The sequence below is a fragment of the Polynucleobacter sp. MWH-UH35A genome, assembly GCF_018687075.1.
Lineage (GTDB): Bacteria > Pseudomonadota > Gammaproteobacteria > Burkholderiales > Burkholderiaceae > Polynucleobacter.
This window is the reverse complement of the sequence record NZ_CP061285.1, coordinates 951,287-976,086: the sequence shown is the minus strand read 5'-3', so window position 1 is coordinate 976,086 and position 24,800 is coordinate 951,287. Positions and strand designations below refer to the sequence as shown.

At 45.8% G+C, this 24,800-nt stretch carries 23 protein-coding genes and 2 tRNA genes; 18 read left to right on the top strand and 7 right to left on the bottom strand.

What is annotated here, in order from left to right; genetic code table 11:
* Positions 1-29 precede the first annotated feature (29 nt).
* The 5 genes from ICV36_RS05130 to ICV36_RS05110 all read left to right on the top strand — a co-directional run bounded on the left by ICV36_RS05130 (position 30) and on the right by ICV36_RS05110 (position 7,619).
* Positions 30-1,913 carry a propionate--CoA ligase gene (locus ICV36_RS05130; RefSeq protein WP_215401489.1) on the top strand — a complete coding sequence of 628 codons (1,884 nt, stop codon included), beginning with the start codon at positions 30-32 and terminating at the stop codon, positions 1,911-1,913.
* Between the two features lie 247 nt (positions 1,914-2,160).
* A complete protein-coding gene (carA, locus tag ICV36_RS05125; protein ID WP_215401576.1) occupies positions 2,161-3,348 on the top strand; it encodes a glutamine-hydrolyzing carbamoyl-phosphate synthase small subunit in 1,188 nt (395 codons plus the stop codon).
* Positions 3,348-6,611, top strand: coding sequence for a carbamoyl-phosphate synthase large subunit (gene carB, locus ICV36_RS05120; RefSeq protein WP_215401488.1), 3,264 nt, complete (start codon positions 3,348-3,350; stop codon positions 6,609-6,611). Before carA ends, carB begins: the two co-directional genes overlap by 1 nt.
* A gap of 58 nt (positions 6,612-6,669) precedes the next feature.
* The gene (gene greA / locus ICV36_RS05115; RefSeq protein WP_215401487.1) at positions 6,670-7,146 is read left to right on the top strand and encodes a transcription elongation factor GreA; all 477 of its coding nucleotides are present in this window, start codon (positions 6,670-6,672) and stop codon (positions 7,144-7,146) included.
* Complete coding sequence (locus tag ICV36_RS05110) at positions 7,146-7,619, top strand: DUF4149 domain-containing protein (RefSeq protein WP_215401486.1); 474 nt, start codon at positions 7,146-7,148, stop codon at positions 7,617-7,619. Before greA ends, ICV36_RS05110 begins: the two co-directional genes overlap by 1 nt.
* A 24-nt stretch (positions 7,620-7,643) precedes the next feature.
* On the opposite strand, the gene ICV36_RS05105 is transcribed toward ICV36_RS05110, so the two are convergent.
* Positions 7,644-8,270, bottom strand: coding sequence for a YhbY family RNA-binding protein (locus ICV36_RS05105; RefSeq protein ID WP_215401485.1), 627 nt, complete (start codon positions 8,268-8,270; stop codon positions 7,644-7,646).
* Between the two features lie 127 nt (positions 8,271-8,397).
* On the opposite strand from ICV36_RS05105, the gene ICV36_RS05100 reads away from it, so the two are divergent.
* The 4 genes from ICV36_RS05100 (at position 8,398) to glmM (ending at position 13,357) form a co-directional block, all read left to right on the top strand.
* Complete coding sequence (locus ICV36_RS05100) at positions 8,398-9,072, top strand: RlmE family RNA methyltransferase (protein WP_215401484.1); 675 nt, start codon at positions 8,398-8,400, stop codon at positions 9,070-9,072.
* 145 nt (positions 9,073-9,217) lie between these two features.
* Positions 9,218-11,095: an ATP-dependent zinc metalloprotease FtsH gene (gene ftsH / locus ICV36_RS05095; protein WP_215401483.1), complete on the top strand. Its 1,878-nt coding sequence runs from the start codon at positions 9,218-9,220 to the stop codon at positions 11,093-11,095.
* A gap of 25 nt (positions 11,096-11,120) precedes the next feature.
* Entirely contained in the window at positions 11,121-11,996 is an 876-nt protein-coding gene (gene folP, locus ICV36_RS05090; RefSeq protein ID WP_251375106.1) for a dihydropteroate synthase, read from the top strand.
* 17 nt (positions 11,997-12,013) lie between these two features.
* A complete protein-coding gene (gene glmM, locus ICV36_RS05085) occupies positions 12,014-13,357 on the top strand; it encodes a phosphoglucosamine mutase (RefSeq protein ID WP_215401482.1) in 1,344 nt (447 codons plus the stop codon).
* 4 nt (positions 13,358-13,361) lie between these two features.
* On the opposite strand, the gene ICV36_RS05080 is transcribed toward glmM, so the two are convergent.
* Both ICV36_RS05080 and ICV36_RS05075 read right to left on the bottom strand, forming a co-directional pair.
* Positions 13,362-15,458 (bottom strand): TonB-dependent receptor, encoded by a 2,097-nt coding sequence (locus tag ICV36_RS05080; RefSeq protein ID WP_251375104.1) that lies wholly within the window; start codon positions 15,456-15,458, stop codon positions 13,362-13,364.
* Between the two features lie 60 nt (positions 15,459-15,518).
* On the bottom strand, positions 15,519-15,887 hold the full coding sequence (locus ICV36_RS05075) for a hypothetical protein (protein ID WP_215401481.1): 369 nt from the start codon (positions 15,885-15,887) through the stop codon (positions 15,519-15,521).
* 60 nt (positions 15,888-15,947) lie between these two features.
* Here ICV36_RS05075 and ICV36_RS05070 point away from each other — a divergent pair.
* The 5 genes from ICV36_RS05070 to ICV36_RS05050 all read left to right on the top strand — a co-directional run bounded on the left by ICV36_RS05070 (position 15,948) and on the right by ICV36_RS05050 (position 18,291).
* Positions 15,948-16,024, top strand: a tRNA-Pro gene (locus ICV36_RS05070).
* Positions 16,025-16,060: 36 nt separating this feature from the next.
* Positions 16,061-16,137: transfer RNA gene (locus tag ICV36_RS05065), tRNA-Arg, on the top strand.
* A gap of 77 nt (positions 16,138-16,214) precedes the next feature.
* Positions 16,215-16,583 (top strand): hypothetical protein, encoded by a 369-nt coding sequence (locus tag ICV36_RS05060; protein ID WP_215401480.1) that lies wholly within the window; start codon positions 16,215-16,217, stop codon positions 16,581-16,583.
* Positions 16,584-16,648: 65 nt separating this feature from the next.
* Entirely contained in the window at positions 16,649-17,332 is a 684-nt protein-coding gene (locus ICV36_RS05055; protein ID WP_215401479.1) for a DUF3313 domain-containing protein, read from the top strand.
* Positions 17,333-17,385: 53 nt separating this feature from the next.
* Positions 17,386-18,291, top strand: coding sequence for an alpha/beta fold hydrolase (locus ICV36_RS05050; RefSeq protein WP_215401478.1), 906 nt, complete (start codon positions 17,386-17,388; stop codon positions 18,289-18,291).
* Between the two features lie 55 nt (positions 18,292-18,346).
* Here ICV36_RS05050 and ICV36_RS05045 read toward each other — a convergent pair whose 3' ends face one another.
* The 4 genes from ICV36_RS05045 to wrbA all read right to left on the bottom strand — a co-directional run bounded on the left by ICV36_RS05045 (position 18,347) and on the right by wrbA (position 21,052).
* Positions 18,347-18,532: a hypothetical protein gene (locus tag ICV36_RS05045; protein ID WP_015420997.1), complete on the bottom strand. Its 186-nt coding sequence runs from the start codon at positions 18,530-18,532 to the stop codon at positions 18,347-18,349.
* 89 nt (positions 18,533-18,621) lie between these two features.
* On the bottom strand, positions 18,622-20,037 hold the full coding sequence (locus ICV36_RS05040) for an FAD-binding oxidoreductase (protein WP_215401477.1): 1,416 nt from the start codon (positions 20,035-20,037) through the stop codon (positions 18,622-18,624).
* Entirely contained in the window at positions 20,037-20,426 is a 390-nt protein-coding gene (locus ICV36_RS05035) for a DUF2069 domain-containing protein (RefSeq protein WP_215401476.1), read from the bottom strand. Before ICV36_RS05035 ends, ICV36_RS05040 begins: the two co-directional genes overlap by 1 nt.
* A 17-nt stretch (positions 20,427-20,443) precedes the next feature.
* Positions 20,444-21,052: an NAD(P)H:quinone oxidoreductase gene (wrbA, locus tag ICV36_RS05030; protein WP_215401475.1), complete on the bottom strand. Its 609-nt coding sequence runs from the start codon at positions 21,050-21,052 to the stop codon at positions 20,444-20,446.
* A 22-nt stretch (positions 21,053-21,074) separates the two neighbouring features.
* Here wrbA and ICV36_RS05025 point away from each other — a divergent pair, with 22 nt between their 5' ends.
* The 4 genes from ICV36_RS05025 (at position 21,075) to ICV36_RS05010 (ending at position 24,784) form a co-directional block, all read left to right on the top strand.
* Positions 21,075-21,923, top strand: coding sequence for a YhjD/YihY/BrkB family envelope integrity protein (locus tag ICV36_RS05025; RefSeq protein WP_215401474.1), 849 nt, complete (start codon positions 21,075-21,077; stop codon positions 21,921-21,923).
* Positions 21,924-22,001: 78 nt separating this feature from the next.
* Positions 22,002-22,457, top strand: coding sequence for a CBS domain-containing protein (locus ICV36_RS05020; protein ID WP_215401473.1), 456 nt, complete (start codon positions 22,002-22,004; stop codon positions 22,455-22,457).
* Between the two features lie 43 nt (positions 22,458-22,500).
* Entirely contained in the window at positions 22,501-23,613 is a 1,113-nt protein-coding gene (gene aroC, locus ICV36_RS05015; protein ID WP_215401472.1) for a chorismate synthase, read from the top strand.
* A gap of 13 nt (positions 23,614-23,626) precedes the next feature.
* Positions 23,627-24,784: an MFS transporter gene (locus ICV36_RS05010; protein WP_215401471.1), complete on the top strand. Its 1,158-nt coding sequence runs from the start codon at positions 23,627-23,629 to the stop codon at positions 24,782-24,784.
* Positions 24,785-24,800 lie beyond the last annotated feature (16 nt).

Sequence of the window (24,800 nt, the reverse complement as noted above, 5' to 3'; positions counted from 1 at the left end):
GTAACTTTTTTAAAGAAATCAGGTTGACCATGTCCTATAAAGCACATCACGAGCGCTCAATTAAAGACCCAGACGGATTTTGGGGTGAGCAGGCGCAATTAATTCACTGGGAAAAACCATTTGATCAGGTTCTCAATTACAACAACCCGCCATTTGCGAAATGGTTTGAGGGTGGCCTGACAAACCTTTGTTACAACGCAGTCGATCGCCATCTTAAAGATCGTCCAGATCAAATCGCTTTAGTGGCAGTCTCAACAGAAACCAATCAAGAGAAGGCTTATACATTTAAAGAGCTATACGATGAAGTGAATCGTATGGCTGCAATTTATAAATCTGCAGGCGTTAAAAAAGGTGATCGCGTATTAATCTACATGCCGATGATTGCTGAGGCTTGTTTTGCAATGCTTGCTTGTGCTCGTATTGGCGCCATTCACTCTGTTGTGTTTGGTGGCTTTGCTTCCCATAGCCTCGCTTCTCGTATTGATGATGCAAAACCTAAATTAATTGTGACTGCTGAGGCAGGTGCTCGTGGCGGTAAAGCTGTGCCTTATAAGCCGTTATTGGATGAAGCAATCTCTTTAGCTGAATACAAACCAGAAAAGGTTTTGATTGTGAATCGCGGTCTAACCGAATTCACTACCGTTGCTGGCCGTGATTTGGATTATGCAAGTGAACGTCAAAAGCATTTAAATGATGTGGTGCCGATTGAGTGGGTTGACGCAACTCATCCTTCATACATTTTGTATACCTCTGGCACTACTGGCAAACCAAAAGGTGTGCAGCGTGATACAGGTGGATATGCCGTTGCTCTAGCGGCATCTATGAAGCACATCTTTACCGGCAATGCGGGTGAGACGATGTTCTGTACATCCGATATTGGTTGGGTAGTTGGCCATAGCTACATTATTTATGCACCATTGCTTTCAGGTATGGCAACCATCATGTATGAAGGTACGCCTTTGCGTCCTGACGCGGGTATTTGGTGGGAGCTGGTAGATAAGTACAAAGTATCAGTGATGTTCTCTGCACCAACAGCTGTCCGCGTGCTCAAAAAACAAGATCCTGCCTTCTTAACGAAGTATGACCTTTCTAAATTGCGCGCCTTGTTTTTGGCAGGCGAACCATTAGATGAGCCAACAGCAAGTTGGATTCACGGTGCAATTAATAAACCAATCGTTGATAACTACTGGCAGACTGAGACTGGCTGGCCAATGCTAGCTATTCAACGTGGTGTTGAAGTCATGCCGCATAAGTTTGGCTCTCCAGGTGTTCCTTCATTTGGCTACAACATGAAGTTGCTTGATGATGCAACCTCTGAAGAGTTGGGTCCAGACCAAAAAGGTGTGATTGCGATTGAAGGCCCGTTGCCTCCAGGCTGCATGCAAACTGTTTGGGGTGACGACAAGCGCTTCATTAGCACTTATTGGGAAACAATTCCTGGTAAGTTGATTTATTCAACTTTTGACTGGGGCATCAAAGATAAAGATGGCTACTTCTTTATTTTGGGACGTACTGATGACGTAATCAACGTTGCTGGACATCGCCTTGGTACACGTGAAATTGAAGAAAGCATTTCTAGCCATCCGAATGTCTCAGAAGTTGCCGTAGTGGGTATTGAAGATAAATTAAAGGGACAGGCTGCGATTGCATTCGTGATTCCGAAGGATTCTTCAAATACTGCAACCCTAGAAGCGGAATGTATGAAGACTGTGGATACCACTCTAGGTGCGATCGCTCGTCCGGGGCGCGTATATATCGTCTCAGCTCTACCTAAGACTCGCTCTGGGAAGATTGTGCGTCGCGCTCTTCAGGCCGTTGCAGAAGGTCGCGATCCTGGCGATATCAGCACCATGGATGATCAGTCTGTATTGGCTCAAATCAAAACTATTATTGAGCAAAGCGCCAAGGCTTAATAACTGCAACTTTGGGCAAAATTGCTCCTCTAGTCACTAGGCTGGAGGAGCTTTTTCCTTCTAGAGCCCTATATGGCTGGGTATTCAAGGGTTTACGAGCAGAAATGGTATGATTACAGGGTTCGAAACTAATTAAATACCCTAGCGCTTAAAGACACTCACCTCCCGCCAAAAACATCCTCGGGTTGGTCTTTTTTGAGGGTTTTGAGCGTCGGATGGAGCAGGGACTGGAGATGGTTTGTCACCCTTGCTTCCTTCTTTTCCTTCCGCCGTGTTGGCTTTAGCCGACGGCACTTTATTTCCCGGATTTAGTATTGGCGCCGCAGGCGAAACTACCGGCGAAGTTGTCTTTAATACTGCATTGACTGGATATCAAGAGATCATTACTGATCCCAGCTACTCACGCCAAATCGTGACATTGACTTATCCGCATATCGGTAACGTAGGTGTAAATGCACAAGATGCAGAATCTGATCAGATTCATGCTGCAGGTTTAGTTATTAAAGATATGCCAAAACGCATTTCCAATTTCCGCTCAGAAGGTTCCCTGGATGACTATCTCAACAAGGCCGGCGTTCTGGGCATTGCAGGCATTGATACTCGTAAACTCACCCGAATTCTTCGTGACAAGGGTGCTCAATCGGGTGCCATTGTTGCCGGCAAAGTAGGCGACAGTTATGAAAATCTAGGCATAAAGGCTCTTGAGCTTGCAAAGGCTTTCCCCGGAATGTCAGGCTTAGATCTTGCCAAGGTAGTCACCACACAAAAACCATATGAATGGCGCGAAGCAGAATGGGATCTGCATGGTCCTGATGGCAAGCCTGCCTATAGAACTTTAGACGCCAACAAGCCAGTCAAAAAAGTGGTGGCTTATGATTTTGGTGTGAAACGCAACATTTTGCGGATGCTTGCAGAACGTGGTTGTCAACTGACAGTGGTGCCTGCACAAACTAGCGCTGCTGAAGTAATGGCCATGAATCCTGATGGCGTGTTCTTTTCAAATGGCCCTGGAGATCCTGGTCCATGTGATTACGCAATTGCTGCTGCCAAAGAAATTATTGAAAAAGGCGTGCCAACGTTTGGCATTTGTTTGGGACATCAAATCATGGGCCTTGCCGCAGGCGCTAAAACCTTGAAGATGAAATTTGGTCACCATGGCGCCAACCATCCTGTAAAAGATTTAGATACTGGACGCGTAGCGATTACATCTCAGAATCACGGCTTTGCTGTTGACGCCAAAACTCTACCGGACAATATTCGTGTTACTCACGTCTCCTTGTTTGATGGGTCCTTACAGGGTTTGGCTTGGAAAGATAAGCCAGCACTGTGTTTCCAGGGGCACCCTGAGGCCTCTCCTGGTCCTCATGACATTGCCTATTTATTTGATCGATTTGTGGAGCTCATGAATGCTGCCAGCAAGAAGGAGGGCAAATAATGCCTAAGCGTAGCGACATTAAGAGCATCCTCATTATTGGCGCTGGTCCGATTGTGATTGGCCAGGCTTGCGAGTTTGACTATTCTGGAGCGCAAGCATGTAAGGCTTTGCGTGACGAAGGTTACAAAGTTATTTTGGTCAACAGCAATCCTGCAACCATCATGACTGACCCAGAGATGGCCGATGTAACCTATATTGAGCCAATTACCTGGGAAGTAGTAGAGCGCATTATTGCTACCGAAAAGCCGGATGCAATTTTGCCAACTATGGGTGGCCAAACTGCACTCAATTGCGCATTAGATTTGCATCGTCATGGCGTATTGGAAAAATACGGCTGCGAATTAATTGGTGCATCACCAGAAGCGATTGATAAAGCTGAGGATCGCCAAAAATTTAAAGAGGCCATGACCAAAATTGGTTTGGGTTCTGCAAAGTCTGGCATTGCGCACTCTATGGATGAGGCTCATGCAGTTCAACAACGTATACAACAAGAAACTGGTAGCTCAGGTTTCCCAGTAGTTATTCGTCCTTCATTCACCATGGGTGGTTCAGGCGGTGGCATTGCTTATAACCGTGAAGAATTTGAAGAGATTTGTAAGCGCGGTCTTGATTTATCACCAACTCGTGAGCTCTTAATTGAAGAATCCCTCTTAGGCTGGAAAGAGTTTGAGATGGAAGTGGTACGTGATCGCAACGACAATTGCATCATCGTTTGCTCGATTGAAAACTTAGATCCAATGGGCGTGCATACCGGTGACTCCATCACGGTAGCTCCTGCGCAGACTCTTACAGATAAAGAATATCAAATCATGCGTAATGCATCGATTGCTGTTCTGAGGGAAATTGGTGTTGATACTGGTGGCTCTAACGTTCAGTTCTCGATCAATCCAGTAGATGGTCGCATGATCGTCATTGAGATGAACCCGCGAGTATCACGCTCATCAGCATTAGCATCCAAAGCGACAGGCTTCCCGATTGCGAAGATTGCCGCTAAGCTGGCTGTTGGTTACACCCTAGACGAACTCAAGAACGACATTACCGGGGGTGCAACACCCGCTTCATTTGAGCCTTCGATTGATTATGTGGTTACGAAGATTCCCCGTTTTGCTTTTGAGAAATTTCCACAAGCAGATTCTCGTTTAACGACGCAGATGAAGTCTGTTGGTGAAGTCATGGCGATTGGTCGCACTTTCCAGGAGTCCTTCCAAAAAGCACTGCGTGGTCTTGAGGTTGGTGTTGATGGCTTGGATGAAGTATCTACAGACCTCGATGACATCATCAACGAAATTAATGAACCAGGTCCAGATCGTATTTGGTATCTGGCAGATGCATTCCGTATGGGCATGGGTCTTGACGAGATTTATAGCGAGACGAGAGTAGATCCGTGGTTCTTGGAGCAAATTGAAGAGCTAATTACCATTGAGGCTGAACTCAAACAACGCAAGATTGATAGCCTCACAGCACCAGAACTGCGCTTTGTAAAGCAAAAAGGATTTTCTGATCGTCGCTTAGCAAAATTATTGGGTGTCGATGCTGCTTCAGTGCGTGCTGCACGTCATCGCTTAAAAGTGGTTCCTGTCTACAAGCGTGTAGATACCTGCGCGGCAGAATTCTCAACAAATACTGCCTACTTGTATTCAACATACGAAGCAGAGCATGGCGAGTGCGAATCGCAGCCAACTAACAAAGAAAAGATCATGGTTCTGGGTGGAGGCCCAAATCGAATTGGTCAGGGTATCGAGTTTGACTATTGCTGCGTACATGCCGCATTAGCAATGCGTGATGATGGTTACGAGACCATCATGGTCAACTGCAACCCAGAAACCGTTTCAACCGACTACGATACCTCTGATCGCCTCTACTTTGAGCCTCTAACTCTAGAGGATGTTCTCGAGATTGTTGCTAAAGAAAAGCCCAAGGGTGTAATCGTTCAGTATGGCGGTCAAACTCCTTTGAAATTGGCTCTTGATCTTGAACGTAATGGAGTGCCAATCATTGGCACTTCGCCTGACATGATTGACGCTGCGGAAGACCGCGAACGTTTCCAAAAGCTCTTGCAAGACCTCGGTTTACGTCAACCACCGAATCGCACAGCGCGTACTGAAGAAGAAGCTCTAAAGTTGGCTGATGAGATTGGCTATCCATTAGTGGTTCGTCCATCTTATGTTTTGGGTGGTCGCGCAATGGAAATTGTTCATGATGGTCGCGATTTGGAGCGGTATATGCGTGAAGCCGTGAAGGTTTCCCATGACTCACCAGTGTTGTTAGATCGATTCCTTAATGACGCGATTGAGTGTGATGTGGATTGCATCAGTGATGGTGAGATTGTTTTCATTGGTGGTGTCATGGAGCATATTGAGCAGGCTGGCGTGCATTCCGGCGACTCCGCTTGTTCGTTGCCTCCATATTCATTATCAGATAAGACAGTAGAGGAAATCAAACGCCAAACTGCTGCAATGGCTAAGGGTCTGAATGTCATTGGCCTGATGAATGTACAGTTTGCTATTCAGAATGTCGATGGAAAAGATGTGATTTATGTATTGGAAGTTAATCCACGTGCGTCACGTACTGTCCCATTTGTATCTAAAGCAACAGGCCTGCAACTAGCAAAGATTGCGGCTCGCTGCATGGTGGGTCAATCATTAAGTCAGCAGGGCATTAAGACTGAAGTGAAGCCTCCATACTTCTCAGTCAAGGAAGCAGTATTTCCATTCAATAAATTCCCGGGCATTGATCCTATTCTCGGACCAGAGATGCGATCTACTGGAGAGGTGATGGGAGTTGGCAAGACTTTCGGTGAGGCCTTATTTAAGTCTCAATTAGGCGCTGGCATCAAGCTGCCTAAGAGCGGGACAGTTCTTTTGACAGTAAAAGATAGTGATAAGCCAAAAGCAATTGAGGTTGCCAAGCTATTACATCAGCTAGGCTTCCCAATGGTTGCCACTAAAGGCACTGCTGCGGCTATTGAGGCGGCTGGCTTGCCGGTAAGGGTTGTAAACAAAGTAAAAGATGGGCGCCCCCATATTGTGGATTTCATTAAAAATGGTGAGATTTCATTGGTATTTACTACTGTGGATGAGACACGTACTGCCATTGCTGACTCTAGATCGATTCGCACTAGTGCCCAGGCTAATGGCGTAACGTATTACACAACCATTAGTGCGGCCCGGGCAGTGATGGACGGATTGCTGGCTTCTCAAAATGGCAAACTTGAGTCTCTGGAGGTCTATTCATTGCAGAACTTACATAAGGCGCTCATTTAATCTAAAATTTACTTTTTAGATGCGTAATTTTGCGCAAGAATTTAAGTTAGGTAGCAGTATGAGCACAATTCCAATTACCAAACGCGGTGCAGAACTTCTGAAAGAGGAGTTGCACCGCCTCAAACACGTAGAGCGTCCTGCAGTCATTAATGCTATTTCAGAAGCTCGTGCTCAAGGCGATCTCTCTGAGAATGCTGAGTATGATGCCGCTAAAGAGAAACAGGGCTTTATTGAGGGTCGCATTCAGGAGCTTGAGGGCAAGCTCTCAGCGGCTCAAATTATTGATCCTGCTTCGCTGGATGTCTCTGGACGTGTAGTCTTCGGCGCTACGGTTGACCTAGAGGATCTTGAAGACGGCACTAAGTTCACATATCAAATCGTTGGTGATGACGAGGCAGATATCGCTTTAAGTAAGATTTCTATCAGCTCCCCAATTGCACGTGCATTAATCAGCAAGGAACAGGGTGATGTGGTTGCTGTGCAGGCACCAGGCGGCAATCGTGAAGTTGAAATTCTGGCAGTGCGTTACGTCTAATGCATCACATCCGTACCCAGAGAGTATTTAGCCTGATTGCAGGCCTCTGGGTTGGCGGTTACATTACCATTGGTTTTTTAGTTGTACCCATTCTCTTTGCTAGTCTTGGCGATCGACAAGTCGCTGGCATGGTTGCCGCAGCTCTTTTTAAACTTACTGCTTATTCTGGTGTAATCATCTGCACCATTTTGATGGTGACGGCAAACTATCTTGTTCGCCAAAACATATCGCAATACCGTCTGACGCGCTGGATATTGCTTGGTATCTTAGCCTGCTCAATTGGGTCTGCCTTCATCCTCATTCCTTGGATGAACGCTTTGAGGGATCAAGCCTTATATCTAGGTTTATCAGTACGCGAATCATCCTATGCGCCCATGTTTAGTCGACTGCATGGTGCATCTAGTATTCTCTTTATGATTCAGGCGCTGCTTGGTCTTGCGCTCCTATGGCGGACAACAAAAAACGCCGACTAGCGGCGTTTTGTATTGAGCCCTTACTTAAGAGCCCAGTGATTTTTTCTTGTTGCTGCTCATTCTCACTTTGCGCTTCTTAATGGGCGCCGGTGCTGCTGTTGCTTTTCTATAGCCAGGAGAAGACCAGCCAATCTTAGATTCAGCTGCCTCTGAACGAAGGATTCGTTTTTTTGGGGTTGCTGACTTTACGGCAGCCGCTCGTTCAAAAGGTGATTTATTGGAAGCAGAGCGACGATCAGATCGCTCGGAAGTGCTCGTGCGAATACCTGATTTCGTAGTACTACGATTGGGTTGTCGCTTAGTGCGTGGTGCCTGAAGCGACTTCTTCGTTTGCTTACTTGAGCGACCAAGATTACTGAAGGCTTCATCCACAACATCTTTTGGCTTCCATAAGACCAGCAATTTGCCAATATGTTGTACTGGTGCAGCATCTAACTTATCGCAGAGTTCTTCAAAAATAGCGATACGCTCTTCACGATCATCTCCAAAAACGCGGATCTTTATTAAGCCATGATGATTGATCGCTAATTTGGCCTCCTTGATTACAGCAGGAGTTAAGCCATCGCCACCAATCATCACCACAGGACTTAAGTCATGTGCATCGGCTTTGAGGGATTTGCGTTGTGCGGGGGTAAGGGCGAGTGCAGTCATGGGGTCGATGATAGAGCATTCACTATCAAAATGAGCTTATTGGGATGAATTTAACGATTTTTCCCTTGAATTCCTTTTGCTTTAGAAGGCGGAAACTAGGAAAATAGAACCCGAAAGTGGGTAAGTTGTGGCAAAGAATAAATTTAATAAAAGTTGGTTACAGGATCATTTGACCGATCCCTATGTGAAGATGGCTCAGAAAGAGGGCTATCGCGCAAGGGCGGTTTACAAGCTCAGTGAAATTGACGAGCAAGATCATCTCATTAAAGCAGGCATGACTATCGTTGACCTGGGGAGTGCCCCAGGGAGCTGGTCCCAGTACGCACGGAATCGCTTAACTGAGCTTGGTAAAAGTAACCCCAAAATTGAATCCGGCAAACCGGATGGGCAAATCATTGCTATTGATATTCTGCCCATGGAAGATATCGCCGATGTGAGTTTTATTCAGGGCGATTTCCGTGAGGATGAGGGTCTGGCTGCGCTTGAGGCACTTCTTCCAAAAGAGGCTGACGGAAAGGTTGATTTAGTTCTATCTGATATGGCTCCAAACTTATCTGGGGTTGGTGTGGCCGATGCTGCCAGAATGGCTTTTTTGGCTGAAATTGCACTTGATTTTGCTGTTGCTCATTTAAAACCTGAAGGTGCCTTGTTAATAAAGTGCTTTAACGGTAGTGGCTACAGCCAGATTGTTGAATCCTTTAAAAAGGTCTTTAAAACAGTAGCCTCTAGGAAACCTAAGGCATCCAGAGCCAGATCTTCAGAGATTTTCCTTCTAGGTAGAAACCTAAAGCAGCCAAAATAGGGCTCATAAACGCTCAATAACCCCCGTTTATCAAGGGTTTATTAAATATATATGCCATTAGCCCTTGAAAAAAGGTGGTAGTAGAATCAAATACTTAGGTAGCGATTCGCTTTAACTCCTGGTTCAATCCAGAAAAGGACTCATTTTGAACAGCAATATGTTCCAGAAAATCGGTGTGTGGCTCATTGTGGGCTTGGTACTTTTCACTGTTTTTAAACAGTTTGACAAGCCCAAGGATCAAGCACAGGTTACCTATTCTCAATTTATGGACGATGCCAAAGCCGGCAAAGTTAAGCGAGTTGATGTACAGGGTCGCACCTTACAAGTAACACCAGCCGATGGTAATAAGTACTCCATCATCTCTCCAGGTGATATCTGGATGGTGGGTGACCTCATGAAATATGGAGTTCAAGTTACTGGTAAAGCAGATGATGAACCCAATATGTTGGTTTCTGCTCTGTACTATCTTGGGCCAACATTGTTAATTATTGGTTTTTGGTTTTTCATGATGCGCCAAATGCAGGGTGGTGGTAAAGGCGGCGCATTTTCCTTTGGAAAATCGAAAGCTCGCCTGATTGATGAGAATAGCAACACCGTTACATTTGCAGATGTTGCTGGATGTGATGAAGCTAAGGAAGAAGTATTTGAGTTGGTGGATTTCTTAAAAGATCCGCAAAAGTTTCAAAAGCTTGGTGGGCGTATTCCACACGGTGTATTGCTTGTAGGCCCTCCTGGTACTGGTAAAACCTTGCTGGCACGTGCGATTGCGGGCGAAGCCAAGGTGCCTTTCTTTTCGATCTCAGGCTCTGATTTCGTAGAAATGTTTGTTGGTGTTGGCGCCTCACGCGTGCGTGATATGTTTGAAAATGCCAAGAAAAATTCTCCTTGCATCATTTTTATTGATGAAATCGATGCGGTAGGTCGTCATCGCGGAGCCGGTATGGGTGGTGGCAATGATGAGCGCGAACAAACATTGAACCAAATGTTAGTTGAGATGGATGGTTTTGAAAGTAATAGCGGTGTAATCGTTGTTGCTGCAACTAACCGCTCTGATGTATTGGATAAAGCATTACTCCGCCCCGGTCGTTTCGATCGTCAAGTTCATGTTGGTTTGCCTGATATCCGCGGTCGTGAGCAAATTCTGCAAGTGCATATGCGTAAAGTGCCTATTGACCCTGATGTCAATGCTGCCGTTTTGGCGCGCGGCACACCGGGGTTCTCTGGTGCTGATTTAGCTAACTTAGTCAATGAAGCTGCTTTATTTGCCGCACGTCGCAATAAGCGCTCGGTAGATATGAAAGACTTTGAAGATGCTAAAGACAAGATCTATATGGGCCCTGAGCGCAAATCTGCTGTAATGCGTGAAGAGGAGCGCCGTAATACGGCTTATCACGAGTCTGGTCATGCGGTAGTGGCTAAAGTCCTTCCTAAGGCAGACCCCGTTCATAAGGTCACCATCATGCCTCGCGGTATGGCTTTAGGTGTTACATGGCAGTTACCAGAATTCGATCGCGTAAATCTTTACAAAGACCGCATGTTAGAAGAATTAGCGATTCTTTTTGGCGGCCGTGCTGCTGAAGAAGTTTTCTTGCATTCCATGAGTACAGGCGCATCCAATGACTTTGAACGTGCCACCAAGATGGCTCGCGATATGGTGACTCGTTACGGCATGAGTGATAGCTTAGGCACCATGGTTTACGTTGATACCGAATCAGAGAGTATTTTTGGTCGCAACAGCACCAAAACAGTTTCTGAACTCACCCAGCAAAAAGTGGATGCTGAAATTCGGATGCTGATTGATAGTCAATACGCATTAGCGAAATCGATCTTAGAGCAAAACCGCGATAAGGTTGAGGCCATGGTTGCAGCATTGCTCGAGTGGGAAACCATTGATGCTGATCAGATTAATGACATCATGGAAGGTCGCCCTCCACGGTCACCTAAACCACCGCCTGCAACGCAGTTTGGTAATTCTGCAGGAACACCTGGTCCTGCGGCGGGTAGTGCTCCTGCTACAGCTTAAGTAAGCTAGCAAGCTCCAGTCTTTGATGCACTATCAAAGCCAGCAAGAAATGCCCGCAACTTGGCGTTGTGGGCGTTTTCTTTTTGACTTTCATAAACGTAAACGCCCAATTGTTATGGGCATTCTGAATGCTACGCCTGATTCCTTTTCCGATGGCGGTAAATTTAGATCTCCAAAGGATGCAATTGCACAAGCTGAGCGTATGCTTGCAGATGGCGTGGATCTCATTGATATCGGCGGTGAATCAACAAGACCCGGTGCCGAACCTGTAGAGCTCCAAGAAGAGCTTGATAGGGTGTTGCCTGTAATTGGGGCTCTCAAAGATTGCGGAGTCCCACTTTCAATCGATACTTACAAGTCAGAAACAATGCGACAAGCATTGCATGCTGGCGTGGATTGCGTGAATGATATTTGGGCTCTGCGCCAAAGCGGATCGGTTGAAGCTGTATTAGAGAGTAATGATTGCGGTATCGTTCTGATGCACATGCAACGTGACCCTTTAACGATGCAATTCAATCCCGAATACATCAATGTGATTGCAGAAGTAAAACAGTTTCTCAGGGGTCGTGCTGACCTTTTAACTTCTTCTGGTATTGCAAACGATCGAATTGCTATTGATCCAGGCTTTGGTTTTGGTAAAAGTCTGGAGCACAACCTGAATATGTTGACAAATTTTGCTGAATTTTCATCATTAGGGCTTCCTGTTTTGGCTGGCATCTCTCGCAAATCCATGATTGGCAAAATAACAGGTAAGGATACGAATGAACGTGTAGCTGCCAGCATTGCTGGGGCTATTATGGCCGCCGATAGAGGCGCCAACATTATCCGAGTGCACGATGTAGCCGAGACGGTAGATGCTTTAAAGCTCTGGGAAGCTATTCAGCTGGATGGCTCTGTCTAAGTTTTATAATTACAGTCATGAAAAAACAGTACTTTGGCACAGACGGAATCCGTGGAGAGGTAGGGCAATTTCCTATCGTTCCTGAGTTTATGACTCGCTTGGGTTATGCCGCTGGCAAAGTGCTTACTCGTGATGCGCAGCCAGGTGAGCGTTGCAAAATTCTCATTGGCAAAGATACGCGTGTGTCGGGCTACCTTTTAGAGGCGGCATTAGAGGCTGGATTTGCCGCAGCTGGTGTGGATGTCATGCTTTGCGGCCCCATACCCACACCGGGTGTAGCCTATCTCACTAAAGCATTGCGCTTGTCTGCTGGTTTAGTGATCTCAGCATCACACAATCCTTATCAAGATAACGGCATTAAATTTTTCTCAGCCAATGGCGACAAGCTTTCGGATGATTTCGAATATGCAATCGAAGCAGAATTAGATAAGCCTATGGGCTGCGTGAATTCAAAAGAACTTGGTAAGGCTTATCGATTAGATGATGCAGCAGGGCGTTATATAGAGTTTTGTAAATCTACATTTCCTGGTGAGCTCAACCTTAAAGGTCTGAAACTGGTAGTTGATTGTGCTAATGGTGCCGCTTATCACACGGCCCCACATGTTTTCCATGAGTTAGGTGCTGAGGTCATTTCTATTGGCGTTAATCCAGATGGACGCAATATCAATGAGGGTTGCGGTGCAACTGCGCCTGCAGCTTTAATTGCCAAAGTGAAAGAGGTTAAGGCTGATCTGGGTATTGCCCTAGATGGCGATGCAGATCGTCTGCAAATGGTTGATGCCTCTGGCAGATTATTTAATGGTGATGAGCTACTTTATGTACTAGCCAAAGATCGTCTAGATCGTGGTCAGAAATTGGGTGGTGTTATCGGTACATTAATGACCAATCTTGCGATTGAGAATGCCATCAAAGACCTGGGAATAGGTTTTGAGCGTGCTAATGTTGGCGATCGCTATGTTCTAGAGTTGCTAAAACAGAAGGGCTGGATCATTGGTGGTGAGGGTTCTGGGCATTTGCTTTGTCTTGACCAACATACGACTGGCGATGGAACTATTGCAGCCCTCCAGGTTCTGGCTGCAATGAGTCAAAATAAACTGGGTCTTGCCCAACTGCTCGACACTGTCAAAGTCTACCCACAGGTCCTATTGAACATTAAATTTAAGCCTGGTTATGACTGGAAGTCTGACGAGAATTTAAAAAAACAAATCACCAAAGTTGAGTCTGATCTAAAAAATATTGGTAGATTGTTAATACGTGCCTCTGGCACAGAGCCATTATTGCGAGTAATGGTTGAGACTAAGAATGCAGATGTTGCAATGAGCGCAGCTAAAAGCATTGCCGATTTAGTGCCAACAGCATAGTAGTTTAAAACGCTGCTCTTACACCTACCATAAGACTTCTTCCTGGTTGTGGCGCATACAATCTCACTGCCATAGGGGATGTAGCGTAGCGGATTTCTTCATTTAGCAAGTTCTTCAGAACTAAGTATCCCGTCCAATTGACTTTGCCAATGCGTTCCGTATACGAGAGATTGGCGTTGACCAGGTTATAACTTGGCGTTGGCCCGATTTCCCAACTGGCTAACTTATTTTGTTGATAACTATATATATAGCTGGCGCCTGCTAACCAGCCATTACGTTGATACGATAAATCAGCGCCAATACGCGGTGCCGGTTGCATAGGAAGATTGCCTCCAGCAGTAAATGTACCTTGTGAGACATCGCCAAATAGGCGTCCACCAACACCAGTCTCATTAAGGTTATAACTTAGCTCTGCTTCAGCACCCTGAATAGATGCATTTGCTTGCGATGCTTGAACAACTGAAAAATTTTCATTAGCCTGACTGTAGGCGCCTGTATAAAAACCATAAATGAAATTGGTAAATTGGTTTTTATAGATACTAGCCTTACTACGTATGAGCCCGAGTGTCTTTTGAAAACTGAGTTCAAGGTTATGGGATGTTTCAATACCTAAGTTCGAGTTACCAATATCAAAGGTCGCGGTTGAATCATGTGGTCCATAGGAATACAGCTCTTGAGCTGATGGGGCTCGTTGAGAAACAGTGTAAGTAAGTCCAAGCCCATATCCTTTTTCCACATCCAGCATCCCACCGGCGGAATATGACATTAAATTAAATTGGCGACTTTGAAGAGATGGCGGTCCATATGAATTTGGCACAATCTCTTGACTGGCGGGACTCGGAAACTGCGTTCCGGAGTTTGGATTTTGAGTGGCATAGTTGTACCGCACTCCCAGATTGGTCTTTAGTGGACCATATCGACCTTCTTCAACCAAGAACAGGGCGGTTGAATTTGACTTCGTCTGCGGCACAATGGCGTAATTATTGGTGGATAGATCCACCGCATTAAGGGTTGAACCGGTTATTTGGGCTCCTAATATTCCTTTGGATCCAAACAATTCCTTATGGGCCAGCTCTAAGCGAGCTTCAGTGGCCGTGTTATTCCATTGGGTAGAGGCAACACCATTATTGGTAAATTCAGTATGTTGGTAATTTGTGTTGGCAGCGCTAATTTTGACAGAACTAAAGCCATCAAATGGATCATTGGTCTGATGGGCTAGATCATAGCGATTTTGTGACTGCTGAATAAAACCACCTTCAGATGTAGGAATGCCGTAGTTATGATTCATGCGTTCCATCGAAACGCCGGTATAACCATCCGTACGAATGTAGCTAGCACCCAAGCCCATACTATTTTGATTGCTAAATGAGAAAGGCAATTTACCGCTATAGGGTACGTTTACCGGTTCACCAGGATTGATGGACCACCCGGCATTTGGACCGCCTTGCTCTGCATATCCTGGAATGCGATAGTTGTTTGAATTACTGATGGCGGAATCAAAATGTAAGGCCAGAGGACCAGCAGGGGCATCTAGTTCAATATTCGCAGTCTTGCCTTGATTAACGGTTTCATAACTAGTATTTATTGCGCCAGAAACGGTATCCGGCAAAGACGTCACAATCCGATCATTTACAACGTTCACTAATCCTCCGCTTGACCCCGATCCATACAAAAGCGCAGAGGCGCCGCGCAGGATTTCGATTTGATGCAGGTTTTGCATAGGGCTTGCGACAGCATGATCTGGAGATATGCTCGAAACATCTCCAACCGATAATCCATTTTGAAGGATTTGAACCCGAGCGCCATCTAAACCCCGAATGACCGGCCTTGAAGATCCAGCGCCATAGCCTGTAGCTGCGACACCTAATTCATTAGCCAGAGTTGCTCCAAGAGTTCCTGACAGCTTATTTTGAAGTTCATCACCAGCCAATACTTTGTTGGGCGATAAGAATCCTTGGCCGTTTTCACGAACTCCGGTGACATCTAGTTGCGGCAAAGCGTCCGTTTGACTTTGAGAGTGCGCTTTGCCTATTAGCGTCAGCAAGACCAATGCTAATAGCGATAGGCGAGTAAATTTTTTAAAGCAGTAATTCATAATCATCCAAGTTCACCAAGAGCTGGTGATAAGTCAAAACGTGATTGCTCAACAGAGCACTATGTTTTAAAGGATGATGGTAGGGGGTGCGCGTGACTGATAGGCGCTACTGAATAAATTTCTTAAAAACGCATAATTCACATTAGACTGGGCTAATGTGCTTTGTTGGTCGGTGTTGGATGTCGATAGAGCACTAGGAATAAAACCTGCTAGAGATAGTGCATCAAATAAATGGCATACATCCGAGCTGTGACTCAAACTCTTATCTGAAGTGTTTGACTTGCCGATCTCCAGAGATAAATCCTGCATGCCCGCATGCGAAATGCTGTGAGAAAGACCTATCCAATGAGTTCCCAACAAGCAAAAGACCAACAATGCTGCTGTAAAAGCGGCAAAAATTTGCTTCTTAAATTTGCTTGAAAAATAGGCAACCATGGCACGAATCTTACAGGATTTGCCTGCAATGGGCCTCTCGGTGTAGAATATCGATTCCGTCGGAGTGTAGCGCAGCCTGGTAGCGCACCTGCTTTGGGAGCAGGGGGTCCAAGGTTCGAATCCTTGTACTCCGACCACTTTCTCTTGTATTACGTTTTCAGTCCCAGTACTCACTGCCTATAGCTCAGCTGGATAGAGCAACGCCCTTCTAAGGCGTAGGTCGCACGTTCGAATCGTGCTGGGCAGGCCACCTACCGCTCAATTTCTGTGCTCCAACATGCAGCAAGCTATGAATGCTCAATCCCTGTTGTGACTTAGAATGGATTCATGAATACTGGTTTAATCAAGACTTCACTTGCAATTGTTATCACATGCTTATTGTGCGCATGCTCTGTCGCTAAATTGGAGGCCCGACTAGAGGCCAATCCTCAATGTAAAGATGTCATTAATCCCAAAACAGGGGTTTTAATGCCGTGCCCTGGATCAGAGAAATCGTTTTATCGAGAGGTAGGTCTTGCGCCAGCTAAGCCAACTCCTGCAACAGCGACATCGAGCACTCCACTTCAATCTCCATCAAGTGTTGCTACAGCCGCCGTACCTACTGAACCCGGCAAAACTATTTCTACGCAGACGGACTGCAAACCACAGATACATAAAAAGACGGGTGGGACCTTGCCATGCCCAGCACCAGATTAATGAGATCTGGGTATGATGTTTATGAACCAATCTTTGAGTATTTCATTTAATTAACTGGAATTGCTATGAAAAAAATGAATGTTTTGCTGGCCATAATTACCTCGGCCATCATCTTAGCTGCTTGTAGTAATGCACCAAAATTAGCGACAGAGTCTATGCCTAGATCAGGATTTTTGCCTGACTACAACCTGTTAGTGCCGATGGCTACAAGCGATAAAGACACACGAGTTTGGCGATATCGTATTTCTGGGGTAAATCCTGGGGCTTACACTGCAGTCATTCTTGATCCAATTTATTTAAATCAAAGCGCCACTAAAGATGTCAGTATTGATGTAATCAATAAAGCAAAGGCGGCATTACAAGCCTCCATGGTTGAGGCAGTTAATGCGCGCGGAAATATCCGCATTGTTAATCAGCCAGGTCCTGGCGTCGCTCGTATCTCTGTTGGCATTACAGGGGCAGAGAGTTCAACTGACAGTCTACAACCATGGAATTTCACGCCCATTGGCTTAGCCATGAATGCTGCTGCTTATGCGGGTGGTGTGAACTCAAAAACCCCAGCACTACTTGTTGAAAGCAAGATTACTGACAGTCAATCTAAACAGCTACTGGGTGAAGGCTTAATCACTGTTCAGGGCGAATCTTTCAGGACTAGCTCTGGATCGGCAGACTCCTTTATTGCAATGGCCAAGAAGGTAGTCAGAACTGCAATGGAAACATCAGCCAATCCAACGCCAACTGGAAAATAAGTTTCTTTATGAAACTTCTCCCCATAAGGGGGGCTCTCTTTTTTGGATGAATAATGCCCGTTACCTTTCCAGGCTTTAAAGAAAATACAGCGAGCGTCCCATCGGATGACGGGCAAATTGAGATTTCGTATCTCATTGGCGGCAATGGCCCGCCTTTATTGTTATTGCATGGTTTTCCGCAAACTAAGGCAATCTGGAGTCAGGTAGCGCCAGAGCTGGCAAAGCACTTTACAGTGGTCGCTGCGGATCTTCGTGGTTATGGGCAATCCTCAAAACCCCACGGAAAGTCTGATCACTCCACTTACTCAAAACGAGCCATGGCAGCAGATCAGCATGCCTTAATGAAGAGCTTGGGCTTTAATCAATTCTTTTTGCTTGGTCATGATAGAGGGGGGAGGGTCTCTCATCGATTGGCAATGGATTTTCCGGACAGCGTATTGCGTTTAATGGTTCTGGATATTTCTCCAACCTTAACAATGTATGACAACACCACCATGGAATTTGCCAAGGGTTATTGGCATTGGTTCTTTTTAATTCAGCCAGAACCAGTTCCAGAAACCATGATTGGGGCAAATCCAGAATATTGGCTCAAGAATCACATGGGTCGCCATGCAGGAACGGGGATATTTTCACCAGATCGTTGGGCCGAGTACTTGGCTGGCGCAAGTGATCCGCAAGGCATGCATGCAATGTGCGAAGACTATCGTGCGGCTGCCTCTATTGATCTTGATCATGACCGTGCGGATCGTACTGCAGGAAAAAAGCTGAGCATGCCCCTTAAAGTTTTATGGGGTGAACATGGCTTAGTGAACAAATGCTTTAAGCCAATAGACGATTGGAAGCAGGTTGCAACTGATGTCAGAGGAGGGTCTGTGCCAAGCGGGCACTACATACCCGAGGAGATACCGGAGCGATTGCTGGCAGAAGTAAATGATTTTTTCACCCCAAAGCCAGTCTAAAAACAGCAAAAAAACAAAAACCCTAGATAAATCAATTATTTAGGGTTTAATGTTGTTATTCTGGGTGAAAATTATTGCTGGCCATGAAGCTGATGGTGCGTTCAAAGCCAAGAATACGGATGTAACGCCAAGCTATGTCGCGATACTTGCTATCCAAGTAGCCAATAGCTACTTCAGGCGTCCTTTTAGACAGGTCGATCTGTTGAATTGCACGGGCCCAACGTTTGAGTCTTGTTGACATATTTGCCACCTCCATGTGCTAACAACGCATGGAAAAGGGGGTGGGATGACACGAATTACAAAATATTTAACAAAAACTGTTGATATTGATTAAATCGAGACAACTTTATGGGGATTGAGGATATTTTGGGGGTCTAGGGCTCTTTTTAGAGTCTTCATGAGGTCGTGAGCCACTTCACCCTTATGAGCCCTTAAGTCATCTAATTTAAGCTGCCCAACCCCATGTTCAGCAGAAATAGAGCCTTGACAGCACTCTACCTGCCCATAAATGAGCTCATGGATCTGTTTTTCATTCATTTCATTAAAGGTCTTGGGGTCCATGCCCAAGGGTGGGGCAATGTTGTAGTGGAGGTTACCGTCCCCTAAATGCCCAAAATTGATAATCCTGACACCCGGGAACCTCTCCTTCATTAATGCGTCTGTTTCTTGAATGAAGCGATCTAGTGACGATAGGGGGATGGTGATGTCGTGCTTGAGATTGGCGCCTTCCTCAGCTTGGGCGAGGGTAATATGTTCTCGCATATGCCAAAACGCATTTGCCTGACTTAAATTGGTGGCGATGACCGCATCAGTAATGGTCTGAGTTTCAAATGCCTCCTCTAATATGGCTTCAAGAAGTTGCCTTACATGTGCTTCGCTCTCATGATCCGACAATTCAATCAAGATGGTGTAGGGAGGATTTCCCTGCAAGGGATTTGCCATATGTGGAAAGTGCTTTTCATTTAATGTTAATGATTCGCACGTCATCATTTCAAAGCCGGTAAGTAGGGCGCTTGCACGTTTCTGAAACAAATTTAAAAGAGCAATTGTTGAGGCGATGTTGTCACACGCAACTAAGGTAGTCCACTGTGAAATTGGCAGTGGGTATAACTTCATCACTGCGGCGGTAATGATCCCAAGAGTGCCTTCAGATCCAATGAATAAATCTCGCAGATCATAGCCAGTATTATCTTTACGCAGACCTTTAATACCATTCCAAATTTCACCCTTAGCTGTGACAACTTCTAGACCTAGACAGAGGTCCCGGGCATTGCCATAACGAAGCACATTGGTGCCACCAGCATTCGTTGCTAAGTTACCACCAATCATGCAGCTACCTTCGGCACCAAGGCTCAAAGGAAAAAGAAAGCCATTCTCGGCTGCAGTCGTTTGCACTGCCTGCAAAATACAACCCGCCTCAAGCGTAATGGTTTGGTTGGCTTTATCAATCTCACGAATTTGATTCATGCGCTTAAGATTGAGAATGATTTGTGTGCCAGAATTGTCTGGTGTTGCGCCACCACAAAAGCCCGTGTGTCCGCCTTGTGGGACTACTGCAATATGATGCTTTGCGCACAGCTTAATGATTTCCGCAACTTCAGCACTCGTGCTCGGCAGCAAAACAGCAAGCGCTTTACCTGTAAAACGTTTGCGCCAGTCAGTAAGGTAAGGCGCCTTGTCTGCGTCTTGGGTCAGAATATATTTCTGATTAAGAAAGGTTGAAAGTTGTTGAATGAAGTCCTGCATTATTTCTCAGTTTGCATTTTCTTCTTTAATGCTTTTGCATCTTTTTTGATAGGCTTTAAATACATCAGTAGACAAACAAAACCAATGGTGGCTAGCAAAGTTTCCAATACAGCCAGCCAAAAGTTTGCGCCAGTCTCAAGGATACGAACCAGGCCTTCGGTGATGTAAAGCAGGATCAGCATAGAGGCCCACTGCATGGTGTAAACGTTGCCTTTCCATAGCCCTGGAATTGCAAACAACAGGGGCACACCTTTCAGAATTAACCATGAACCGCCAGGTCTTAATGGTGAGATAAACCACTCCCAGCAAACACATAGAATGAATAAATCAACAAATGCGGCCGTCGCAATCAGTTGGTAAGGATTTTTATTCAGAATCTTTTGCATCATGATGAGATTTGTATGGTTTACTTTTTATTGAGATGCAGTAGTAGGGCCGTTTCTGCCAGACGCTTTCCTTGAGCTTTTGCTAATCGCTGCTCTTCGGCGCTGATAGGCGCACGCCCGTCAGCGTGTGCAAGGTGGGAGACACCATAAGGACTTCCGCCCGTACTAGAAGACATAAGATCAGGTTCACTATAAGGAATGCCCATCATCATCATGCCGTGATGTAGTAATGGAATCATCATTGTGAGAAGGGTACTTTCTTGACCGCCATGAAGGCTGCCCGTGCTGGTAAATACACAGGCTGGTTTGCCGATCAGCGCGCCATTCATCCACTCAGAAGAGCTGCCATCCCAAAAGTACTTCATTGGAGCTGCCATATTGCCAAAACGGGTTGGTGATCCTAGCGCAAGACCGATGCATTCCTGTAAATCAGAGTATTCAGCATAAGGGGCCCCATCTTGGGGTACGGATGCCTCTGTTGCTTCGCAAACAGTTGATATGGCTGGTACGGTTCTTAGGCGAGCATTAGCGCCGGGAACGCTTTCTATACCCTCGGCAATCAGGCGCGCCAAATCCTTGGTTGCACCATAACGGGAGTAGTACAAAACTAAAATATCGTGTTGGCTCATATTGATCTCTTATGATACGGCGATGCGCCTTATTCGTAACCCCCAATTATGGCTCTCTCTGGCAAAAGAGATCTGGGAGCGCAATCGTGATCAAAATTTGAAGCAAATTGCCGCCAGTCTAGCCTTCACAACCACTTTATCGATGGTTCCCATGGTGACCATCGCAACCATCCTCATCGGCTACCTACCCAGCGTCATTCAAGTCAAAAATTCCTTTAAAACTTGGCTTTTAGATACCTATATGCCAGGGGGCATCAATCAGCAAGTATTCATTTATTTGGATCAATTTTCTTCGCAGGCACGTGGCTTAACCTTTATTGGTCTTGCTGGTCTGATCATTACTACAGTAACGACTCTTGCTGTGATCGAGGGAGCCTTTAATCAAATCTTCAAGGTCAACGCCAGTCGCCCGCTGTATAAGAAATTTTTTATTTACAGCGCAGCCACTATCTTGGGTCCAATTCTGCTGGGCTTTGGTATTTACCTGAGCGGTGTTTTGTTTAGCGCATCGGAAGGTTGGATTAGTGCGGTATCTATTGGCTTTAAATTGGTAGCCACGATTGCACAAATCTTTCTAGCCATCCTCGTCTATGCAGTGGTATACAAAATACTTCCGTACAGCAAGATCTTGTGGCGTGATGCGTTTGCTGGAGCCCTAGTTGCCGCACTTGCGTTTGAGTTAATGAAATTCGGCTTTGCTATTTTCTTAACCCATACCGCCTTCTACAAAACGGTTTATGGTGCATTTGCCATCTTTCCTCTGGGTCTCATGTGGATTTATTTGACCTGGTGGATTACCTTGGCTGGGGCGGTCTTAGTGGCAAATTTGCCTGACATCCGTAGCGGCGTCATTAGGGTTATTCGTTACTAAAAGTTGAGTCTAAGCCCTTGATTCAAAGAGGTCTTGAGTCTATATTGAAGCTATAAATCCCTAGTTTTTGGAGACCAAATGAAAGTTCGTGACATATTACGCGTTAAAGGAAGTACTCTTTTTACCGTTGCGCCCGACACTGCGCTGCAAACAGCGGTGCTCGTAATGAGCGAGCACGATATTGGCTCTCTCGTAGTCATGGAGTACGACAAACTGGTCGGCATCCTGACTTTCCGTGAAGTGATAGCAGCATTGGCCAAGCACCATGGCAAGCTTGATGGTCTTCAAGTCAGAACGGTTATGAATCAAAAGCCCTTAACCTGCAATATGGAAACAGAGATTGATGAAGTCCGCCGTATGATGTTGGTTGATCATGCACGCTATCTACCGGTAGTAGATCAAAAAATGTTGATGGGCGTTATTTCTTTTTACGACGTCGCCAAGTCGGTAGTAGAGGCCCAAGACTTCGAGAACACCATGCTGAAGGCTTATATCCGCGACTGGCCAGAAGATACTGAAAAAGCAGCTTCCTAAGCAGTTCTAGCCATCATTTTCTGACCAATGACATAATGTCGCTATGTCAGGGAATACTTTAGGCCTCCTTTTTACTGTCACCACTTTTGGTGAATCCCACGGTCCAGCCATCGGTGCTGTTGTTGACGGCTGTCCGCCGGGCATGAAATTGTCCGAGGCGGATATTCAGCTGGATTTGGATAGGCGCAAGCCCGGGACTTCGCGTCACGTAACTCAGCGCAAGGAAGAGGATAAGGTTGAGATACTTTCCGGGGTATTCGAGGGTAAAACTACCGGAACCCCAATCGCATTACTGATTCGTAATACAGATCAACGCAGCCAAGATTATGGCGATATTTTGCAGACTTTCAGACCAGGTCATGCAGATTATGCTTATCAACAAAAATACGGTATCCGCGACCCTCGTGGTGGCGGTAGATCATCTGCACGTTTAACTGCGCCAGTAGTTGCTGCGGCAGCAATTGCCAAAAAATGGTTGCATGAGAAATATGGAACAGAGTTCTATGGCTACATGAGCCAATTGGGATCTCTTGAGATTCCATTTAAGGATGCCTCTGAAATTGGAAACAATCCATTCTTTGCGGCAAATGCTGAAATGATTCCTGAGCTAGAGAGCTATATGGATGAACTGCGCAAAGCAGGGGACTCCTGTGGTGCGCGCATTGAGGTTCGTGCACGTAATGTGCCCGCTGGCTTAGGTGAACCGTTATTCGACAAACTAGATGCAGATATTGCGCATGCCATGATGGGTATTAACGCTGTCAAAGGTGTTGAGATTGGTGCCGGCTTTAAATCAGTTGCACAACGGGGTAGCGAGCATGGTGATGAGCTACACCCTGATGGTTTTGCAAGCAATAACTCCGGCGGCACCTTGGGAGGCATTAGTAGCGGTCAGGACTTGCGTGTATCCATTGCTATTAAGCCAACCTCTAGCATCATGAGTCCTAAGCAATCTGTGGATCTGGATGGAAAACCGATTACTGTCCAAACCAAAGGGCGACACGACCCCTGTGTTGGCATTCGTGCAACGCCTATAGCTGAAGCAATGTTAGCCCTGGTGTTGATGGATCATGCACTTCGTCATCGCGCTCAGTGTGCTGACGTGCCTGATATGGCGTCTATTCCAGCCGCCCAACCTGGCTCACATCGCGACTAGCTTGGCTCTATAGATGACGCCTTTGCTTCGCTGGGCCTTCGGGTCCTTTTTCTTTTTATATTTTGCTTATGTTGGCTTGGTTTCACCGTATGCCAGCTTATTCTTTTTGGATCGCGGCTTTAACGTTCTTGAAATAGCCGTGTTGATGTCAATGCTGCAGATCACCAGAATAGTTGGCCCATTCTCCTGGGGATGGTTATCTGACTACCTCTCAAATCGCATCAGCATTATTCGCTTTTGTGCCTGTTTGGCCGCATTGATTTTTCTATGCATCTATTTTTTACAAAGTTATGTTGGCTTTTTCATTTGGATGTTTGTGCTGCATACCGTCTTGAGCAGTCTAATGCCGCTTGGTGAGTCGGCCACTATCCATGCCTTATATAAAGATAATTCATTTGATAAGCGCTACGGTCGTTTGCGCTTATGGGGCTCTATTGGTTTTATTACCATGGTGCTGGCAGCAGGGGAGCTTTTTCAGCGCAAGACGATTGAGCTTTATCCGCTTGTAGGTACCATTGTTTTGTTGGCCTTGGCCCTGATTACCTTTTGTTTGCATGAGCCTAAAATGGCTCGCCACAAAATGGTTAAAGGCGAATTGTTGATTGTGCTGTTTAATCCCGATGTGCGTTGGTTTTTGGTTTCGGGATTTTTCATGATCTTTGCGCATGCATCTTTATATGTTTTTTACTCCCTTTATCTTGCCGACCTTGGATACGATAAATTTCAGATTGGCTTGCTCTGGGCTCTTGGAGTGGCTGCTGAAGTATTATTTTTTTACTTCCAAAGTAAGATTCTCAGCCGTCTTGATGCTGAGGTGATATTACAAGCTGCATTCGGAGTAGGAGTAGTTCGGTTTATTTTGATCGCATTCCTCCCAATTACTTCCGTATTGATTGTGGCTCAATTAATGCATGCAGGAACTTTTGCGGCACACCATAGTGCTGCTACCAAATTATTGCAGCGTTGGTTTACTGGCCCGCTACAAGCTCGAGGACAAGCTCTGATGGCAACTATCTCGTACGGCTTGGGTGGAACGCTAGGAGGTTTATGCGCGGGCTGGATTTGGGAGGCTTCGCAACCAAGGAATGTCTTTGTGATGTCTGCATTTGCATGTGGACTGGCGGGTATGGCGATCCAGAAACTCAGACCGCGCCGCTACCCCGCCAGATAGAACAGATAAAAGCAGC